Origin of the sequence: Embleya sp. NPDC008237 (assembly GCF_042956465.1) — a bacterium.
Taxonomy (GTDB): domain Bacteria; phylum Actinomycetota; class Actinomycetes; order Streptomycetales; family Streptomycetaceae; genus Embleya.
The window spans coordinates 221742-238311 of sequence record NZ_JBIBGL010000001.1 but is presented as its reverse complement, the minus strand read 5'-3'; the positions used below and the strand labels follow the sequence as shown (position 1 = coordinate 238311).

Genomic DNA, 16570 nt, shown 5'->3' with positions numbered 1-16570 from the left:
GTAGTGGGGCCTACAACCTGTCGCCCTCGCCCCGCCCCGGCCGCGACCTCGTGCTACGCCGTGCCGTCGATCGTCGCCGAGCCGATGACGCGCGTCCCGTCGTACAGGACCACGGCCTGGCCTCGGGCGATGCCTCGGATCGGCTCGGCCAGTCGCACGCGGACCTCGGTGCCGACCGCCTCCGCGATCGCCGGGGTTTCCTCGCCGTGGGCTCGGACCTGGGCCGTGCAGGCCACCTCGCCGACCGGGGCCGGGCCGCACCACCTCGGCCGGATGCCGACCAGGCGGTCCACGTCCAGCGCCTCGACCGGGCCGACCGTGACGGTGTTGCTCACCGGCGAGATGTCCAGCACGTACCGCGGCTTGCCGTCCGCCGCCGGGCGGCCGATCCGCAGGCCCTTGCGCTGGCCGATCGTGTACGCGTACGCGCCGTCGTGCTCGCCGAGCTTGGCGCCCGTCGCATCCACGATGTCGCCGCGCTCGGTGCCCAGGTGCTTGGCCAGGAAGCCCTGGGTGTCGCCGTCGGCGATGAAGCAGATGTCGTGGCTGTCCGGCTTCTGCGCGACCGCGAGGTCCCGCCGCTCGGCCTCCAGTCGCACGTCGCCCTTGGTGTCGCCGCCGAGCGGGAACATCGCGTGCGCGAGCTGGTCGGTGTCGAGTACGCCCAGCACGTACGACTGGTCCTTGCTCATGTCGACCGAGCGGTGCAGCTCGCGCGAGCCGTCCGGATGCTCGACGATCTGCGCGTAGTGCCCGGTGCACACCGCGTCGAAGCCGAGCCCGAGCGCCTTGTCGAGCAGCGCCGCGAACTTGATCTTCTCGTTGCAGCGCAGGCACGGGTTCGGCGTGCGCCCGGCCTTGTACTCGGCCACGAAGTCGTCCATGACGTCCTCGCGGAAGCGCTCGGCCATGTCCCATACGTAGAACGGGATGCCGATCACGTCCGCGGCCCGCCGCGCGTCCCGGGAATCCTCGATCGTGCAACAGCCCCGGGCGCCCTCGCGCAGCGTCGCGGGTTTCGCCGAGAGCGCGAGGTGGACACCGACCACGTCGTGTCCGGCCTCGACCGCTCGCGCGGCGGCAACGGCGGAGTCGACCCCGCCGGACATGGCGGCGAGCACCCGGAGGCGGCGGCCGTTGGCAGGAGGAAGCGTGTGATCAGACATAGCGCCTCAAGAGTACGTGGTCACCCCGCCGACCCCCGAGGGGATTACCCGACCGAAGCCGACCCCCGAGCGAATCACCCGAACCCGAGCCCGAGCCGCCCCCCGACCGACGCCCGGCCCCGACCGATGTCCAGCCCCGACCGACACCCGGCCCCGACCGACACCGGCCCCACCCGAAGCCGGTCCTACCGACGCGCCGCCACCGACCCCGCGGATCGGGCGCGGGTGACCACCGGCAGGATCGCCTCGGCCAGTTCGGTGACCTCGGCCTCGGTGGTGGTGTGTCCCAGGCTGAACCGCAGCGAACCGCGGGCCCGGGCGCTGTCCGCGCCCATCGCGAGCAGTACATGGCTCGGCTGGGCGACGCCCGCCGAGCAGGCCGAACCGGTCGAACACTCGATGCCGCGCGCGTCGAGCAGCAGCAACAACGAGTCGCCCTCACAGCCCGGGAAGGAGAAGTGCGCGTTGCCCGGCAACCGGTATGCCGGGTCCAGCCGCCGATCGCCGTTGAGCTGCGCGTCCGGCACCGCCGCCACGATCCGCCGCACCAGCTCGTCTCGCAGGGCGCCCACCCGTCGCGCGTACTGGGCCTGTTCGCGGACCGACTCCTCGGCCGCCACGGCAAGCGCCGCGATCGACGCGGTGTCCAGCGTGCCCGAGCGCACGTCGCGCTCCTGGCCGCCACCGTGCAGCACCGGCACCGGCGTGATGCCGCGGCCGAGCACGAGCGCGCCGCAGTTGCCCGGGCCGCCCAGCTTGTGTCCGGTGACGGTCATCGCGTCCAGACCGGTCGCCGCGAAGTCCACCGGGACCTGGCCGACCGCCTGGACCGCGTCGGAGTGGAACGGAATGCCGAACTCGTGCGCGATCTCGACCAGCTCGGCGATCGGCTCGACCGTGCCGACCTCGTTGTTGGCCCACATCACCGACACCAGGGCCACCGACGCCGGATCGCGTTCGATCGCCGCCCGCAGGGTGTCCGGTTGCACCCGCCCGTCGGCGTCCACGTCCAGCCACTCGACCTCCGCGCCCTCGGCCGACTCCAGCCACAGCACGGGGTCGAGCACGGCGTGGTGCTCCACCGGACTGACGAGTATCCGTCGCCGCGCCGGGTCCGCCGCGACGCGCGACCAGTAGATCCCCTTGACCGCGAGGTTGTCGGCTTCGGTGCCGCCCGCGGTGAAGACGATCTCGCTCGGTCGCGCGCCCAGCGCATGGGCCAGCGACTCGCGGGACTCCTCCACCGTGCGGCGCGCGCGTCGCCCGGACGCGTGCAGCGAGGACGGATTCCCGAGTCGGGCAAGCTGTACGGTCATCGCCCGGATTGCCGAAAGGCGCATCGGGGTGGTCGCCGCATGATCGAAGTAGGCCATCGCACTGCGCAGCTTAGTCGGGTACCCGCCGGCGCCGACGCGGGCGGCCGTACACCCGTCCGTATCGCGGCCCTCCGGGCAGGAATCGGCCGAGCCACAGGCGCCAGGACGGCAGCATCGCGGTCGTGTACGCGACGAGTCGCCGGCGCAGGCGCGCGTCCTTCGGATCTGGTTGTCTCGGCCGGTGGTCGTAGGTCAACGGCTGCTGGATCTCCCACACATCCTGGTGCAACGTCCGCCGGGGCAAATTGGGCACGGTCCACCCTTATGAGTGGAGGCGTTGCGCCTGCCGGTCGAGCAACGCACCCCGGGGCCGCAGGCCCGGCGAGAACGCCCGAACCGGGGCGGCACAAGCGGTTGCGGGCCGCCGCCGGCTACTGCTCCTCGGCGCTGGTGCCCGAATTACGGCGCCACGCGCGCGGCGCCCGCCACCCACGCCGGAGCGCGAGCACGCGAAGCAGGAACGCGAAGGTCACCGCCGCCGTCGCGGTGACCGGCCCGAACAGGTCGAACTCGATCAGCGCGGCGGTGATGCCGGCGCCGAGCAGAGCCGGGAAGGTGTAGATCTCCCGGTCCCAGCGCAGCAGCGTGGGCACTTCGCGGGCCAGCACGTCGCGCATCGCGCCGCCGCCGACGGCGGTGGTCACCCCGAGCGCGGCGGCCGGGATCGGATTCAGGCCGTACGCGTACGCCTTCGCGGTGCCGGTCACGCAGAACAGGCCGAGCCCGGCGGCGTCCAGTACGTCGATCGCGGACATGATGCGTTCGACCTGGGGGTGCAGGAAGAAGACCAGGCCGGCGGCGAGCAGCGGAGTGGTGAAGTAACCGAGGTCGGTGAAGGCCGCCGGTGGCACCGACCCGATGATCACATCGCGCATCACCCCGCCGCCGAGGGCGGTGACCTCGGCGAGCAGGGTGATGCCGATGACGTCGAAGTTCTTCCGCACGGCCATCAGCGCGCCGGCCGCCGCGAACACGAAGATGCCGATCAGGTCCAGGACCTGCTGGAGCGTGTGGTGGAAGATCTCGGGCGGCACCTCGGGCGACATAACGGATGTTCTACACCGCCGGGTACGGTCCGTTACTCATGGGGCCGGTGTGGGCGGTGTGTCCTCCCCGTCGGGCTTTGCGTCGGGCTTTGCGTCGGGCTTCCCGTCGGCCTTGGCCTCGGCTTTTCCGACGGCCTCCGGTGCCGGCTCCGACGCGGCCGCCGCAGCCTCGGGGTCCGCGTCCGGCGAAGCCGCGTCCGGCGCCGGTGCGTGCGCCACGGGGGCATCCGTCGTGGGCGTGGCCACGTCCGGCGCATCCCCGGCGGCCCCATCCGTCACAGTGGCATCCTTCGCGACCATCTCGCCCGGCGGCGCCGCCCTCGGCTTCACCAACTCCACCACCTCACCCGCGCCATCCGCCGCCGGCACGTTCTCCGGGAAGTGGCAGGCCACCTGATGCCGTCCGGCGATCTCGGCCAGCGGCGGCTCCCGGGTCTTGCAGATGTCCTGCACCTTCCAGCACCGGGTGTGGAACCGGCAGGCCGGCGGCGGGTCCATCGGGCTGGGCACGTCGCCCTTGAGCAGGATGCGCTCGCGGGTCTCGCGCCGGGCCGGGTCCGGGACCGGGACGGCGGACATCAGGGCGACCGTGTACGGGTGCTTGGGCGAGGTGTAGAGGTCCTCGCGGTCCGCGATCTCGACGATCTTGCCGAGGTACATCACCGCGACCCGGTCGCTGGTGTGCCGAACCACGGACAGGTCGTGCGCGATGATCAGGTAGGTCAGCCCGAACTCGCTCTGCAGGTCGTCCAGCAGGTTGACCACCTGCGCCTGGATCGACACGTCCAGCGCGGACACCGGTTCGTCGGCGACCACCAGCTTGGGCCGCAGTGCCAGCGCGCGGGCGATGCCGATGCGCTGCCGCTGGCCGCCGGAGAATTCGTGCGGGTAGCGGTTGTAGTGCTCGGGGCTGAGCCCGACCAGTTCCAACAGCTCCTGGACGGCCTTCTTGATGCCGCCCTCGGGGGTGACCTTCTGCAGCCGAAACGGCAGCCCGACGATGGTGCCGACGGTGTGCCGCGGGTTCAGCGAGGACTGCGGGTCCTGGAAGATCATCTGGAAGTCGCGCCGCAGCGGCCGCAGTTGCCCGCGAGAGAGTCCGGTGATGTCACGCCCGCCGAACTCGATGGTGCCCTCGGTGGGCTCCAGCAGCCGCATCACCATCCGCCCGGTGGTCGACTTGCCGCAACCCGACTCGCCCACCAGACCGAGCGTCTCGCCCTCGCGAATGTCGAAGTCCAGCCCGTCCACGGCCTTGACCGTGCCGGCCCGGCGCCGGGTCACCCCGGACCGGATCGGGAAGTGTTTGCGCAGCCCGCGCACGCGCACCAGCACGTCCCGCTCCCGCGCGTTCGGGGAATCGGCGGCCGCCTCGGCGGCCTGCGCAGCTTTCACGTCGTCTCCCGCTCGGGCGCCCTCGGTCACTTCAGCGTTCCCGTTCCCTTTGTTTCCGGCCCTACGACCAGCCGGACCACCGGCCGCGCGGCCGTCCGTGTGCCCGGCCCCGTGCCCGTCCGCTTTCACGTTCGCCGTCTCGCTCACAGGCGCGGCCTGATGTCCTCGGTCCAGATCCGCTCGCGCTCCTGGATGTCCAGGTGGCATGCGGTCCGGTGGCCCGGCTCGATTTCGAGCAGCCGGGGGACCTCGGTCCTCTCGCGCCCGTCATTGCGGTCCGCGTACGGGCAGCGGGTACGGAACGCGCAACCCGAGGGCAGCGAGATCAGGCTCGGCGGGCTGCCCTTGATCGGCATCAGCCGTTCCTGGCGCTCCCGGTCGAGCCGGGTCAGCGAGCCCAACAGGCCCCAGGTGTACGGGTGTCGGGGCTGCTCGAACAGGGTCCGCGAGGGGCCGTGCTCGACCGCGCGGCCGGCGTACATCACCAGTACGTCGTCGGCGAGTTCGGCGACCACGCCCAGGTCGTGCGTGATCATCACCACCGCGGAGTTGAACTCCCGTTGCAGGTCCCGGATCAGGTCCAGGATCTGGGCCTGCACGGTGACGTCCAGCGCGGTCGTCGGCTCGTCCGCGATCAGCAGTTCCGGGTCGCAGCTGAGCGCCATCGCGATCATCGCGCGCTGGCGCATGCCGCCGGAGAACTGGTGCGGGTAGTCGTCCACGCGCCGGTCCGGACGCGGGATGCCGACTCGGCCCAGCAGGTCGATCGCATGCGTGCGGGCCTGCTTGCCGGAGACCTCGTTGTGCACCTGGTAGGCCTCGATGATCTGGTGGCCCACCGTGTAGTACGGGTGCATCGAGGACATCGGGTCCTGGAAGATCATCGCCATCCGGCGGCCGCGCATCAGTCGGACCTGCTCGGGGGTCGAGCGCACCAACTCCCGGCCGTCCAGCCAGATCTCGCCGCCGATCCGGGCACCGGTGTTGCCGTGCAGGCCCATGATCGCCAGCGAGGTGACGCTCTTGCCGGAGCCGGATTCGCCGACGATGCCCAGGGTACGACCGCGTTGGAGTGCGAAGTCCACCCCGTCGACGCTGCGCACCAGACCGTCGTCGGTGGGGAAGTGCACGGTCAGGCCGCGCACTTCGAGGAAGTTGTCGGCGGCCGGAGGCGGGCCGGCCGGGGCGAGCTTGGGTGTCTCGGCCGCGGTGTCCCGCTTGCGGCGCGGTAGCAGTCGGGGCATCAGGTCCTCACCCGGGGATCGACGACCGCGTAGAGCAGGTCCACGACGAGGTTGGCCAGGATCACGAAGATGGCGGCGATCATCGTCACGCCGAGCACTTCGGGCAGATCCTGTTGCGTGATCGCCTCGACGGCGAACTTGCCGATTCCGTCGAGCGAATAGACCTGTTCGGTCAGGATCGCGCCGCCCAGAAGCAGCCCGACGTCCATGCCGAAGATGGTCAGGATCGGCGTGAGCGCCGCGCGCAGCCCGTGTTTGACGATGACGTCCCGCTCCCGCAGACCCTTGGCCCGCGCGGTGCGGATGTAGTCCTCGCCCATCGTTTCGAGCATGCCGGCGCGGGTGAGGCGGGCGTACAACGCCGCGTACAGGAACGCCAGGGTCAGCCAGGGCAGCACCAGGTTCCAGGCCCAGCTGCCGGGATCGTCGAGGAACGGCACGTAGTGCACGCCCTTGAAGATCGGCCATTGATAACTGAACAACGCCAGTGCCACCAGGCCGGTGAAGAACGGTGGCAGGGACACGCCCGCGAGCGCGAAGCCCATCGAGAAGCGGTCCCACAGGCTGCCGCGTTTGAGCGCCGAGATCACCCCGATCGAGACGCCTGCGAGCAGCCAGATCACCGCGGCGCCCGCGGCCAGCGACAACGTGACCGGGATCCGGTCCTGGAGCCGCGGCCACACCTCCAGGTTGTTGCGGAAGGAGAAGCCCAGGCACGGCGGCGCGCAGTGCACCTTGCGTACGCCGGTGTCGTAGTCCTTGCCGGCGATCATGCCCTTGACGAACTTGCCGTACTGCTCGGGCACCGACTTGTCCAGCCCGAGGCTGTGCTTGACCTGCGAAATCGCCTGTGGGCTGGGCGATTTGCCGACGTACCGCGCGGCGAGTTGGTCGCTTGTGGCGCCTCCCAGACGCGGAATGAGGAAGAAGATGGCGAAGACCGCCATGGTGACGATCAACAGGAGCACCACCGCTCCCGCCAGTCGCCTGAGCAGATAGAAAATCATGAGCCGGCGACCCGGTCCGGTGCGGGGAGCGGGATCACCACTCCCCGCACCGGAACTGACGGGCCTTCACCTCTCCTTCGGGCTACTGACCTCGTCGCAGGCTTACTGGATACCGATGTTGAGGTAGTCGTACATCCCGGAGTACGCGGGAGTGACGACCAGGTTGGTCACGTTCGGCGGGCGGTAGAGCAGCGACTTGGTCCACGCGAACGGAACCATCACCGCCGACTCCATGACCTTCTGGTCCAACTGCTGCCAGATGGCCGCGCTCGCGTTCTGGTCGATCGTACGAGTGGCCTGGTCGATCAGACCGTTGACCGCGGGGTCGTTCAGCTCGGACAGGTTCGTGCCACCGGCGGGCTTGATCGCCCGGCCGTCCACGATCTGCTGGAAGAAGCCGAACTGGGTCGGGAAGTCGGGGCCCCACTGCATGAACATGATGCCGACCTTGTTGTCCGCCACCCACTTGGGCACGCCGGCGAACTGGGTGAAGTAGTCACCCGAGGGGTACTGGCGGATCTCGACCTTGATGCCGACCTTGGCGAGCGCGTTCTGCACCGACGTGGCGCCCGCGACCTCCTTGGGCCGGTTGCTGCGCGCGGTGAGCACCGTGCTGAAGCCGTCCGCCTTGCCGCACTGCTTGAGCTCGTCCTTGGCCTTGGCCACGTCACCCGTGTGCTTTTCGCCGTTCGGGTACATGTCGGCGACCTTGGAACCGGCCAGCGTCGGCGGCATCAGGTTCGTCGCGATGTCGGCGCCGACCTCACCGCCGACCGCGCGCTGCATCTGCGCCTTGTTCACCGCGTACTGCACGGCGCGCCGGCAGTGCACGTTGTCGAACGGCGGGGTCTTCGAGCTGATCGCGAGGTACGCCAGCGCACCGGAGACCGCGTCGTCCGAGTTCGCGGCCAGCTTCTCGTCGGTCAGGATCTTGTTCTGGGCGGCGGCCTGGACACCGGTGCCGACCACGTCGAGCTGCGCCGTGCCGGCGAAGAGCCGGTTGTCGACGTCGTTCGCGTCCTGCTTCTCCAGGAGTTCGATCCGGTCCGGCAGCGCCTTGCGCAGCGGGTCGGTGTTCGGGTCCCAGTGCGGGTTGCGGATCAGGTTGACCGCCTTGCCGGGCTCGTACTGGCCGTCGACCATGTACGCGCCGGTGGCGAGGGGGTGCTTGACGTACTCCTTGCCGGTGTCCTTGGCGGGCGGGACCGGCGCGGTCTGCGGGAGCGCGGCGAGGTAGTTGAAGTCCGCGAACGGCTCCTTCATCTTGAAGATGATGGTGTAGTCGTCCGGCGTCTCGATCGCGTTCAGGCCCAGCTTGTCCGGCGCGCTGTCCTTGTACGGGCCCTTGTAGGTGCCGTCCGGGTCCAGGTACTGGCTGAAGTACGCCGGGCCGTTGGGCAGGATCTCCTTGTCGAAGGTCCGCTCGACCGCGTACTTGACGTCCGCGGCCTTGACCTCGGTCCCGTCCTCGTACTTGACGCCCTTGCGCAGGTGGTACGTCCAGGTCTTGCCGCCGTCGTCGGTCTTGCCCACTTCGGTGGCCAGGTCCGGCGCGAACTCGTAGCTCGCGTTGCCCGGGGCGGGCTTGAAGGTCAGCAGCGGACGGGCCATCAGCCGGGAGAAGTTCCAGGCCGAGGCGTAGTACATGTCGCCCGGGTCGAGCGAGTCGAACTTGTCCGAGCTGACCAGCTTGAGCGTCCCGCCCTTCTTGGGCGACTGGTTGACGACCTCGGTGACGGCCTTGTTGCTCGGCGAGTACTTCTTCTTCGAGCCGCCGCCACCACCGCCACACGCGGTTGCGGCCAGCGCGGTGACCGCAACGATGCCGATCAGCGCTTGGGCCCTGCGCCTGCGAGTTACCGGGTGTTTCATCGCTGGTCGTGCCTCCTCGTGGGGACTTGCGGGATATTCAGCGGCTGCGTGGGTCGAGGGCGTCTCGAAGCCCGTCGCCGAGCAGGTTGAACGCGAGCACGGTGATGAAGATCGTGACTCCGGGGACGACCATGAACATCGGTGCGTCCTCGTACCGGGGGACGGCGCGCGCGAGCATGCCGCCCCACGAGGCGGTGGGTTCCTGGACGCCGACGCCGAGGAAGGAAAGGGCGGCCTCGAACAGGATGTTGGTCGGGATCAGCAGCGTGGAATACACCAGGATCGGACCGACCAGGTTCGGCAGCAGTTCCTTGAAGATGATGTGCCGGTCGGTGGCCCCGAGGCTGCGGGCCGCCTCGACGAACTCCCGCTCGCGCAGCGACAACGTCTGGCCGCGCACGATGCGGGCGATGTAGGGCCAGCTGAAGAAGCCGATCACGAAGATCAGCACGGTGACCCGGAGCGTGTCGCCCTTCAGGCCGAACGCCTCGCCCTGGAGGCTGCTGCCGATCGCGATCGCGAACAGGAGCAGCGGGAAGGCCAGGAAGACGTCCATCGCGCGACTGATCAGCGCGTCGACCCAGCCGCCGAAGTAGCCCGCCACGGTGCCCAGTACGACGCCGATGACCACCGACAGGAGGGTGGCGAGAAACGCCACGAGCATCGAGATGCGGGCGCCGTAGACGATGCGCGAGAAGATGTCCCGGCCGTTGACCGGCTCCAGACCCAGCGGATGGTCCCAACTGGCGCCGCCGAAGCTGCCGTTGGGGATGTTCAACACCGGGTCGAGCAGATCGTCGTGGTACTCGGCGGGGTCGCCTCCGACGAAGGAGGTGATCACCGGTGCGAAGATCGCCACGAGCACCATGAGGATGATCACCACGCCACCGGCCATCGCGACCTTGTCGCGACGGAATCGGGCCCACGCGATCTGGCCGAGGGAACGACCCTCGATGCGTACGCCGGCGGACTCGGCGATCGCTTCGGGGTGCGCCTCTCGGGCCACACCGGTGGTCTCGATCGGTGCCGTCATGGATCGACCCTCCCCGCTCACGGATGCGACGGCGGCTCGGGATCGCCGATCCCGTCGCCATACCCGGCATTGCGATCCCGATGATCTTCGGGATCTGTCGTCCGGGTGAGACTCCTCCGTGACGGGGGTCACCAACAGGGGTCGAGGAATACCTTTACTGAACCGTGATTACGGCGACACGATTCACCGGTTGATCCGCGTAGATCGGTCACGAAATCACAACAAGGCAGCGGTTGATGACGTGACGTCAGTTTATTGGGGGCATCAGTGCCTGTTGCCCCGCTCCCGCCACTGTGTGCCGATCTTCGTTCACTGCGAGTTGCGGGCGGCCTCGTCGAGCATGTCGATGCCGATGAACGGCCGGGTGTGCTCGCGCATCCACGCGGCGACCGGGTCGAACGGGTCGTCCAGGGCGACCGAGGACAACGTCAGGCCGGCCGGCGCGGCGGCCGAGGCGCGTGCCATCGCGTCCCGCATCCGTTGCATCGTGGCGGGCTGATTGTCCGTCAGGCGCAGGCCGATGACGAGGCGTTCGGGTCCGACGGTGGGTCGCACCCAGGCCCGGTGCGCGGCTCGCACCACCTGGGTCTGGAACAGTTGGCCGCCGAGCAGGGCGTAGAACGCCGGGTCCCACAACGTCGGTTCGCCCACTTCCAGGGGGCCGGCCATCAACCGGTCCAGGCCGCCGACGATCCGCCGGAGGTCGAGGTAGGGAACACCGACGCCGCCGCCCTGGGCGTGCGGATTCAGCCACAGGCCCCAGTGGTCGGTGTACAGGGAGGAGGCGATCTCGGTGACCGGACAGACCTCGAAGGAGCGATCCCAGCCACTGAGACGCAGCTGTTCCTCGGACGTGAACGCCGGGGCGTAGCGCCATCCGGCCACGTCCATGTTCCCGTACTGCGCGTCCGGGCTGCCCGGTTGCCCCTGCCACAGCAGCATCCACACGTGAGCGCCGGTGAGCGCTTCGAGCAACCGCTCGTAGGCGTCGTAACGCCCGGGTGCCACCTGGCTCAATGCCTGCTCGACCTGGTTCACGACGTCCTCCCCGAACCCGAACCGATGTCCCGATGTTGCGATGTCCCGCCGTCCCGCCGGACCACTGTCCCGCCGTCCCGCCGGACCGATGAAGTCATTGCGACGAATGCCGCAGTGCGAACGCCCCGCACCGGGGCGCGCCGGCGCGAATCGCGCGTGGGCGCACGGGTGTGCCGGGCCCGCGGGCTCAGCGCTGGTCGACCCGCAGGTAGAACGGCTCGGCCCGTTCCAGCATCCAGTCCCCCACAGGATCCTGCGCAACGTCCAACAGCACCACGTTCACCGGCCACGGACATGCGGCCCGGCCGAGCGCGCGCTCCAGGGCGCCGACCGCGGCCAGCCGGTCCTCCTCCTGCCAGCGGTCCAGTTCGACACCGATGAACAGGCACGGCGGGTCGGACTCGATCACACCCAGGCCGCGACGCGCACTCAGCACCACCGGCACGTGGGTGAACTCGGCGGCGGCCGCGATCAGGAACTCCATCGGCTCCTCGTCCGGCTCGTACAGCCGCACCCGCGCGCCGCGCACGCCCGCCCCGGGCAGCCGGGCCAGTTCCAGCACCCCCGGCGGCGGGATCGGGATGCCCACCTCGCCGCCCGGGTTGACCGCGATGCCCACGTGCGCCGGCAGCCCGCGGGCGAACTCGCGCATCGGCGCGACCGTGCACGCCATCGGGCCGGCGACCCGCCGGAACTCCTCCTCCGAGGAGAACACCGGCACGTACGGCCGGCCGTCGATCTCGGTGATCGGCAGCGTCAGTTCACTGTCCGTCGGGTCACCGCCCTCGGGCAGCGGCACCCACACGTCCGACTCGGCCAGGGCCTCGAAGAGAGCCTCGGCCCGGGACGGGTCGCGCATCGCCGCGACGAGCGCGCTCTCCACGGGATTGGCCGGAAACGGCATGGTGGTGCTCCTCTGCTGTCCGCCGCAGTTTACGACTCGGTCGACCGCCGCCGTCGGGACTGTCCGGGTACGGGGTCTGCGAAAACGATCCGGCTGAGCGTCCGGGCGGCCGGCCGGTCGAGCAGTACGCACGAGGTGAAGCCGCCGGGCGCGGACGCCAGGGTGGGGCCCGCATCCAGCCACGGCGTCAGTCGGGCGAGCAGTTCGCGCCACTCGCGGTGGTGCCGGGCGAACACCGGCGTGGACACTCCGCGACCGCGCGCGCGTTGGCCGGCCAGGGCCTGATGGGCGCTCACGTCCAACAGCAGTGCGTGCGCCGAACTGCCGCGCCGGCGGGCGGCGAGCACCAGCACCCGGCGCAGGATCGGGTTGCGGCCGCTGTCGTGCACGACCACCGCGCCGGGGCCGCGCAGTGCCCGGGCCACCTCGCCGTAGTGCGCGAGCCGCACCAGCGGCCGATAGACCCGGTACGGGATGCGCCCGGCGCGCACCGCCCAGCGCGCCCGGACCAGGTCCGCGTCCAGCACGGCCACGGTCGGCCCGGGGGTGATCACGCGCGCGAGCAGCGTGCTCTTGCCGGCCCCGGGCAGGCCGGTCACCACGAGCACGCACGAGGCCGGATAGGCCAGCACGTCCACCACCCGGTCACCGATCCGCTCCCCGGTGCGATCGCGCTCCTCCCGGAGGTCGTGCACGGACCGGGGCATCAACACGCCGCTCGTCGCGGCGCCGGTATGCGCCCCCGCCGAGTCCGTCTCCACGAGCCCTCCCTTGTCCCGAACCGTCCTGCCTTGCGCATGGTGTCGCACCCTCGCACCCTCGCGCGCGAGCGCGTGTCGGCCGCCCCCCGAAGTCGGCAACCCTCGAAGTCGGCGACGCCCGGAGTCGGCAGTCCTCGGACTCGGCGGGGTCCCGGCCCCGGCGGGGGATTGACGACACGCGCTAGCATGCCGGGCACAACCTCATATCGGCCGTCGACCCCACGCGGAAGAGTCCTCGCCCACGAGCGGGGCGCCGAAGGAGCAACTCCTCCCCGGAATCTCTCAGGCACCGATACCGCATGGGTCAGGCACTTCTGGAAAGCAACCGCACCGCTGGTGCGGTTCACCCACGGTGCAAATCGCCGTTCCGCGCGCGGATGCGCCCGGAAGCGATGAAGCTCTCAGGTTCCGATGACAGAAGGGGAGGGCACCCCACTTTTCGATCGACTCCGATCGAAAAGGGCTGAAAGCCATGGCAGGGAGCCCCCTTTGTTGTCGTACTCGCCGTTGTCGCACTGGCCGCACCGCCCGTCGTCTTTCGCCGCACTCCGCACCGGCACCCGCTCCTCGTCCGTGCGTCGTGCAACGTGCGCGCCGACCGAGCGCGCGGCCGAACGCCATGCCCCCGACCGGCCCGCGCCCCTCGGGTGTTCCCGCCGGCGCCCCCTCGAAGGAGCCTTCGCATGACCACCGACCGCCGGACCCCGCTCGACGCCGTGCACGACGCGCTCGGGGCCACGATGACCGACTTCGCCGGTTGGCGGATGCCGCTCCGGTACGGGAGCGAGCGCGACGAGCACGCCGCGGTGCGCACCACCGCCGGCCTGTTCGACCTCACCCACATGGGCGAAATCGAGGTCACCGGCCCGGACGCCGCCCGCGCGCTCGACCACGCCCTGGTCGGCTTCGTCTCGAAGATCGGGATCGACCGCGCCCGGTACACGATGATCTGCACCGAAGAGGGCGGCATCGTCGACGACCTGATCGTCTACCGGCTGGGCGACGAGCACTTCGTGGTGGTGGCCAACGCCTCCAACGCGGACGTGGTCGCGGGCAGCCTGAAGCATCGCTCGGAGAACTTCGACGCCGTGGTGCGCGACGCGTCCGAGGAGTACACGCTGCTCGCCGTGCAGGGCCCCGCGTCGACCGGGATCGTCGGTTCGCTCACCGACGCCGACCTGCCCGCACTCAAGTACTACGCGATCCTGCGCACCGAGGTCGCCGGCATTCCGGTGCTGCTCGCGCGCACCGGCTACACCGGCGAGGACGGCTTCGAGCTCTTCGCCTCGCCCGACGACGCGGTCGCGCTGTGGGAGGCGCTGCTCGCGGCCGGCAAGCCGCACGGCCTGGTGCCCGCCGGGCTCTCCTGCCGCGACACGCTGCGCCTGGAGGCGGGCATGCCGCTGTACGGGCACGAGCTGACCCGGGACACCACGCCGTACGAGGCCAACCTGGGTCGGGTGGTCCGGCTGGACAAGCCCGAGGACTTCGTCGGACGCGAGGCACTGGCCGCGGCGCAGGACGACGTGCGCCGGACCCTGGTCGGGCTCACCTCGCCGGGCAAGCGGGTCCCGCGTGCGGGGTACCCCGTGGTGGACGCGGAGACCGGCGAGCGGGTCGGCGAGGTCACCTCCGGCGCACCCTCGCCGACACTGGGCGTGCCGATCGCGATGGCGTACGTGGCCAAGGAGCGGGCCGAACCGGGCACCCGGCTGGCCGTGGACATCCGCGGCAAGGCGGAGCCGGTCGAGGTCGTCGCGCTGCCGTTCTACAAGCGGGCCTGACCGAGGCGGCCGGCGGCCCGACCCGAGTTCCGCGGGCGCGGCCGGCGCGGGCCCTCCGGGCCTGCGGTACAAACCATTACAAACCCACCTGAGGGACAGACCCCCCTCGATCGAATGGAGAATGGACCCGTGCACGCACCCCAGCACCTGCGCTACAGCAAGGAACACGAGTGGCTCGACGAGGCGGCCTCCCCCGCCCTCGTCGGCATCACCCAACACGCGGCCGACGCGCTCGGCGACGTGGTGTTCGTCCAGCTCCCCGAGGTCGGCCAGACGGTCGTCGCCGGCGAGCCGTGCGGCGAGTTGGAGTCCACCAAGTCGGTCAGCGACATGTACGCGCCCGTCTCCGGCGAGATCGTCGAGATCAACGACGCGGTCGCCGAGGACCCCGCCCTGGTGAACTCCGACCCCTTCGGGACGGGCTGGCTGTTCAAGGTGCGCATCGACGGCGAGGCCGAGGGCCTGCTGTCGGCCGACGAGTACGCCGCGTTCTGCGGCGAATGATCGAGATCGACCCGATCGAGGAGCTGACAACCGTGACGATCCTGGACCGTCCGCTGAGCGAGGTGGACCCGCAGGTCGCCGCCGCCGTCACCGACGAGCTGCACCGCCAGCAGAACACCCTGGAGATGATCGCCTCCGAGAACTTCGCCCCCGTGGCGGTGTTGGAGGCACAGGGTTCCGTCCTGACCAACAAGTACGCCGAGGGCTACCCCGGCCGGCGCTACTACGGCGGCTGCGAGCACGTCGACGTCGTCGAACAGCTCGCCATCGACCGGGTCAAGGAGCTCTTCGGCGCCGAGGCCGCCAACGTGCAGCCGCACTCGGGCGCGTCCGCGAACGCCGCCGCGATGGTCGCGCTGCTCACGCCCGGCGACACGATCCTCGGCCTGGACCTGGCCCATGGCGGCCACCTCACCCACGGCATGAAGATCAACTTCTCCGGCAAGCTCTACAACGTGGTCGCCTACCACGTCGACGAGAAGACCCACCGGGTCGACATGGAGGAGGTCGAGCGCCTGGCCAAGGAGCACCGACCGAAGCTGATCATCGCCGGCTGGTCGGCCTACCCGAGGCAGCTCGACTTCGCCGGGTTCCGCCGGATCGCCGACGAGATCGGCGCGTACCTGATGGTGGACATGGCGCACTTCGCGGGCCTGGTCGCCGCGGGTCTGCACCCCAGCCCCGTGCCGTACGCGGACGTGGTCACCACCACGACGCACAAGACCCTGGGCGGCCCGCGCGGCGGCGTCATCCTGTCCAAGGCGGAGTACGCCAAGAAGATCAACTCGGCGGTCTTCCCGGGCCAGCAGGGTGGTCCCCTGGAGCACGTGATCGCGGGCAAGGCGGTGGCCTTCAAGATCGCCGCCTCCGACGACTTCAAGGATCGCCAGCGGCGCACCCTGGAGGGCTCGGTCATCCTCGCCGAGCGGCTCACCCGCAAGGACGTCACCGACGCGGGCATCACCGTGCTCACCGGCGGCACCGACGTGCACCTGGTCCTGGTCGACCTGCGCGACTCGGAACTCAACGGTCAGCAGGGCGAGGACCGCCTGCACGAGATCGGCATCACGGTCAACCGCAACGCGGTCCCGTTCGACCCGCGCCCGGCCATGGTCACCTCGGGCCTGCGGATCGGCACGCCGGCCCTGGCCACCCGCGGCTTCGACGCGGCCGACTTCGAGGAGGTCGCCGACATCATCGCCGAGGCCCTCCTCCCCGGCTTCGACGACACCCGCAAGGCAGCCTTGGCCGGCCGCGTCACGGCCCTGGCGAAGAAGCACCCGCTGTACCCGAACCTCTGATCCCACCTCGCGGATCCACGTTCACCAGGACGGCCGCGGGGGCGGGGGGGGGGAAAACCCCCCCCCCCCCCCCGCCCGGGCCCGCCCCGGCCCCCCCCCCCCCCCCGGGGGGCCCCGGGGGGGGGGGGGGTGGGGCCCC

The 16570-nt window shown here is 70.5% G+C and carries 15 protein-coding genes and 1 riboswitch; of the genes, 3 read left to right on the top strand and 12 right to left on the bottom strand.

All coding sequences use genetic code 11. The features are described 5' to 3' along the window. Positions 1-53 precede the first annotated feature (53 nt). From mnmA to ACFZBU_RS00885, 12 genes are all read right to left on the bottom strand, one after another. Positions 54-1166, bottom strand: coding sequence for a tRNA 2-thiouridine(34) synthase MnmA (gene mnmA, locus ACFZBU_RS00940; RefSeq protein ID WP_391581315.1), 1113 nt, complete (start codon positions 1164-1166; stop codon positions 54-56). 185 nt (positions 1167-1351) lie between these two features. After that, complete coding sequence (locus tag ACFZBU_RS00935; RefSeq protein ID WP_391581314.1) at positions 1352-2539, bottom strand: cysteine desulfurase family protein; 1188 nt, start codon at positions 2537-2539, stop codon at positions 1352-1354. A gap of 13 nt (positions 2540-2552) precedes the next feature. Next, positions 2553-2795, bottom strand: a complete 243-nt coding sequence (locus ACFZBU_RS00930) for a hypothetical protein (protein ID WP_391581313.1) — start codon at positions 2793-2795, stop codon at positions 2553-2555. 118 nt (positions 2796-2913) lie between these two features. Further along, positions 2914-3588 (bottom strand): trimeric intracellular cation channel family protein, encoded by a 675-nt coding sequence (locus ACFZBU_RS00925; RefSeq protein ID WP_391581312.1) that lies wholly within the window; start codon positions 3586-3588, stop codon positions 2914-2916. 36 nt (positions 3589-3624) lie between these two features. Next, positions 3625-4983: an ABC transporter ATP-binding protein gene (locus tag ACFZBU_RS00920; protein ID WP_391581311.1), complete on the bottom strand. Its 1359-nt coding sequence runs from the start codon at positions 4981-4983 to the stop codon at positions 3625-3627. A gap of 143 nt (positions 4984-5126) precedes the next feature. After that, positions 5127-6227, bottom strand: a complete 1101-nt coding sequence (locus tag ACFZBU_RS00915) for an ABC transporter ATP-binding protein (RefSeq protein WP_391581310.1) — start codon at positions 6225-6227, stop codon at positions 5127-5129. After that, the gene (locus tag ACFZBU_RS00910; RefSeq protein WP_391581309.1) at positions 6227-7234 is read right to left on the bottom strand and encodes an ABC transporter permease; all 1008 of its coding nucleotides are present in this window, start codon (positions 7232-7234) and stop codon (positions 6227-6229) included. The genes ACFZBU_RS00915 and ACFZBU_RS00910 overlap by 1 nt, the downstream gene beginning before the upstream one ends. A gap of 102 nt (positions 7235-7336) precedes the next feature. Then, entirely contained in the window at positions 7337-9106 is a 1770-nt protein-coding gene (locus ACFZBU_RS00905) for an ABC transporter substrate-binding protein (RefSeq protein ID WP_391581308.1), read from the bottom strand. A 37-nt stretch (positions 9107-9143) separates the two neighbouring features. Beyond that, positions 9144-10139, bottom strand: a complete 996-nt coding sequence (locus tag ACFZBU_RS00900) for an ABC transporter permease (protein WP_391581307.1) — start codon at positions 10137-10139, stop codon at positions 9144-9146. A gap of 309 nt (positions 10140-10448) precedes the next feature. Further along, positions 10449-11177 (bottom strand): enhanced serine sensitivity protein SseB C-terminal domain-containing protein, encoded by a 729-nt coding sequence (locus ACFZBU_RS00895; protein ID WP_391581306.1) that lies wholly within the window; start codon positions 11175-11177, stop codon positions 10449-10451. A 187-nt stretch (positions 11178-11364) separates the two neighbouring features. Continuing rightward, a complete protein-coding gene (locus ACFZBU_RS00890; protein ID WP_391581305.1) occupies positions 11365-12081 on the bottom strand; it encodes an enhanced serine sensitivity protein SseB in 717 nt (238 codons plus the stop codon). 29 nt (positions 12082-12110) lie between these two features. Beyond that, positions 12111-12842, bottom strand: a complete 732-nt coding sequence (locus ACFZBU_RS00885) for an AAA family ATPase (protein ID WP_391581304.1) — start codon at positions 12840-12842, stop codon at positions 12111-12113. 214 nt (positions 12843-13056) lie between these two features. Further along, a riboswitch (glycine riboswitch) is annotated at positions 13057-13150 on the top strand. 375 nt (positions 13151-13525) lie between these two features. Here ACFZBU_RS00885 and gcvT point away from each other — a divergent pair. From gcvT to glyA, 3 genes are all read left to right on the top strand, one after another. After that, positions 13526-14626 carry a glycine cleavage system aminomethyltransferase GcvT gene (gcvT, locus tag ACFZBU_RS00880; protein ID WP_391581303.1) on the top strand — a complete coding sequence of 367 codons (1101 nt, stop codon included), beginning with the start codon at positions 13526-13528 and terminating at the stop codon, positions 14624-14626. 129 nt (positions 14627-14755) lie between these two features. Beyond that, complete coding sequence (gene gcvH, locus ACFZBU_RS00875; protein WP_391581302.1) at positions 14756-15130, top strand: glycine cleavage system protein GcvH; 375 nt, start codon at positions 14756-14758, stop codon at positions 15128-15130. Further along, a complete protein-coding gene (glyA, locus tag ACFZBU_RS00870; protein ID WP_391581301.1) occupies positions 15127-16431 on the top strand; it encodes a serine hydroxymethyltransferase in 1305 nt (434 codons plus the stop codon). Before gcvH ends, glyA begins: the two co-directional genes overlap by 4 nt. Positions 16432-16570: the final 139 nt, after the last annotated feature.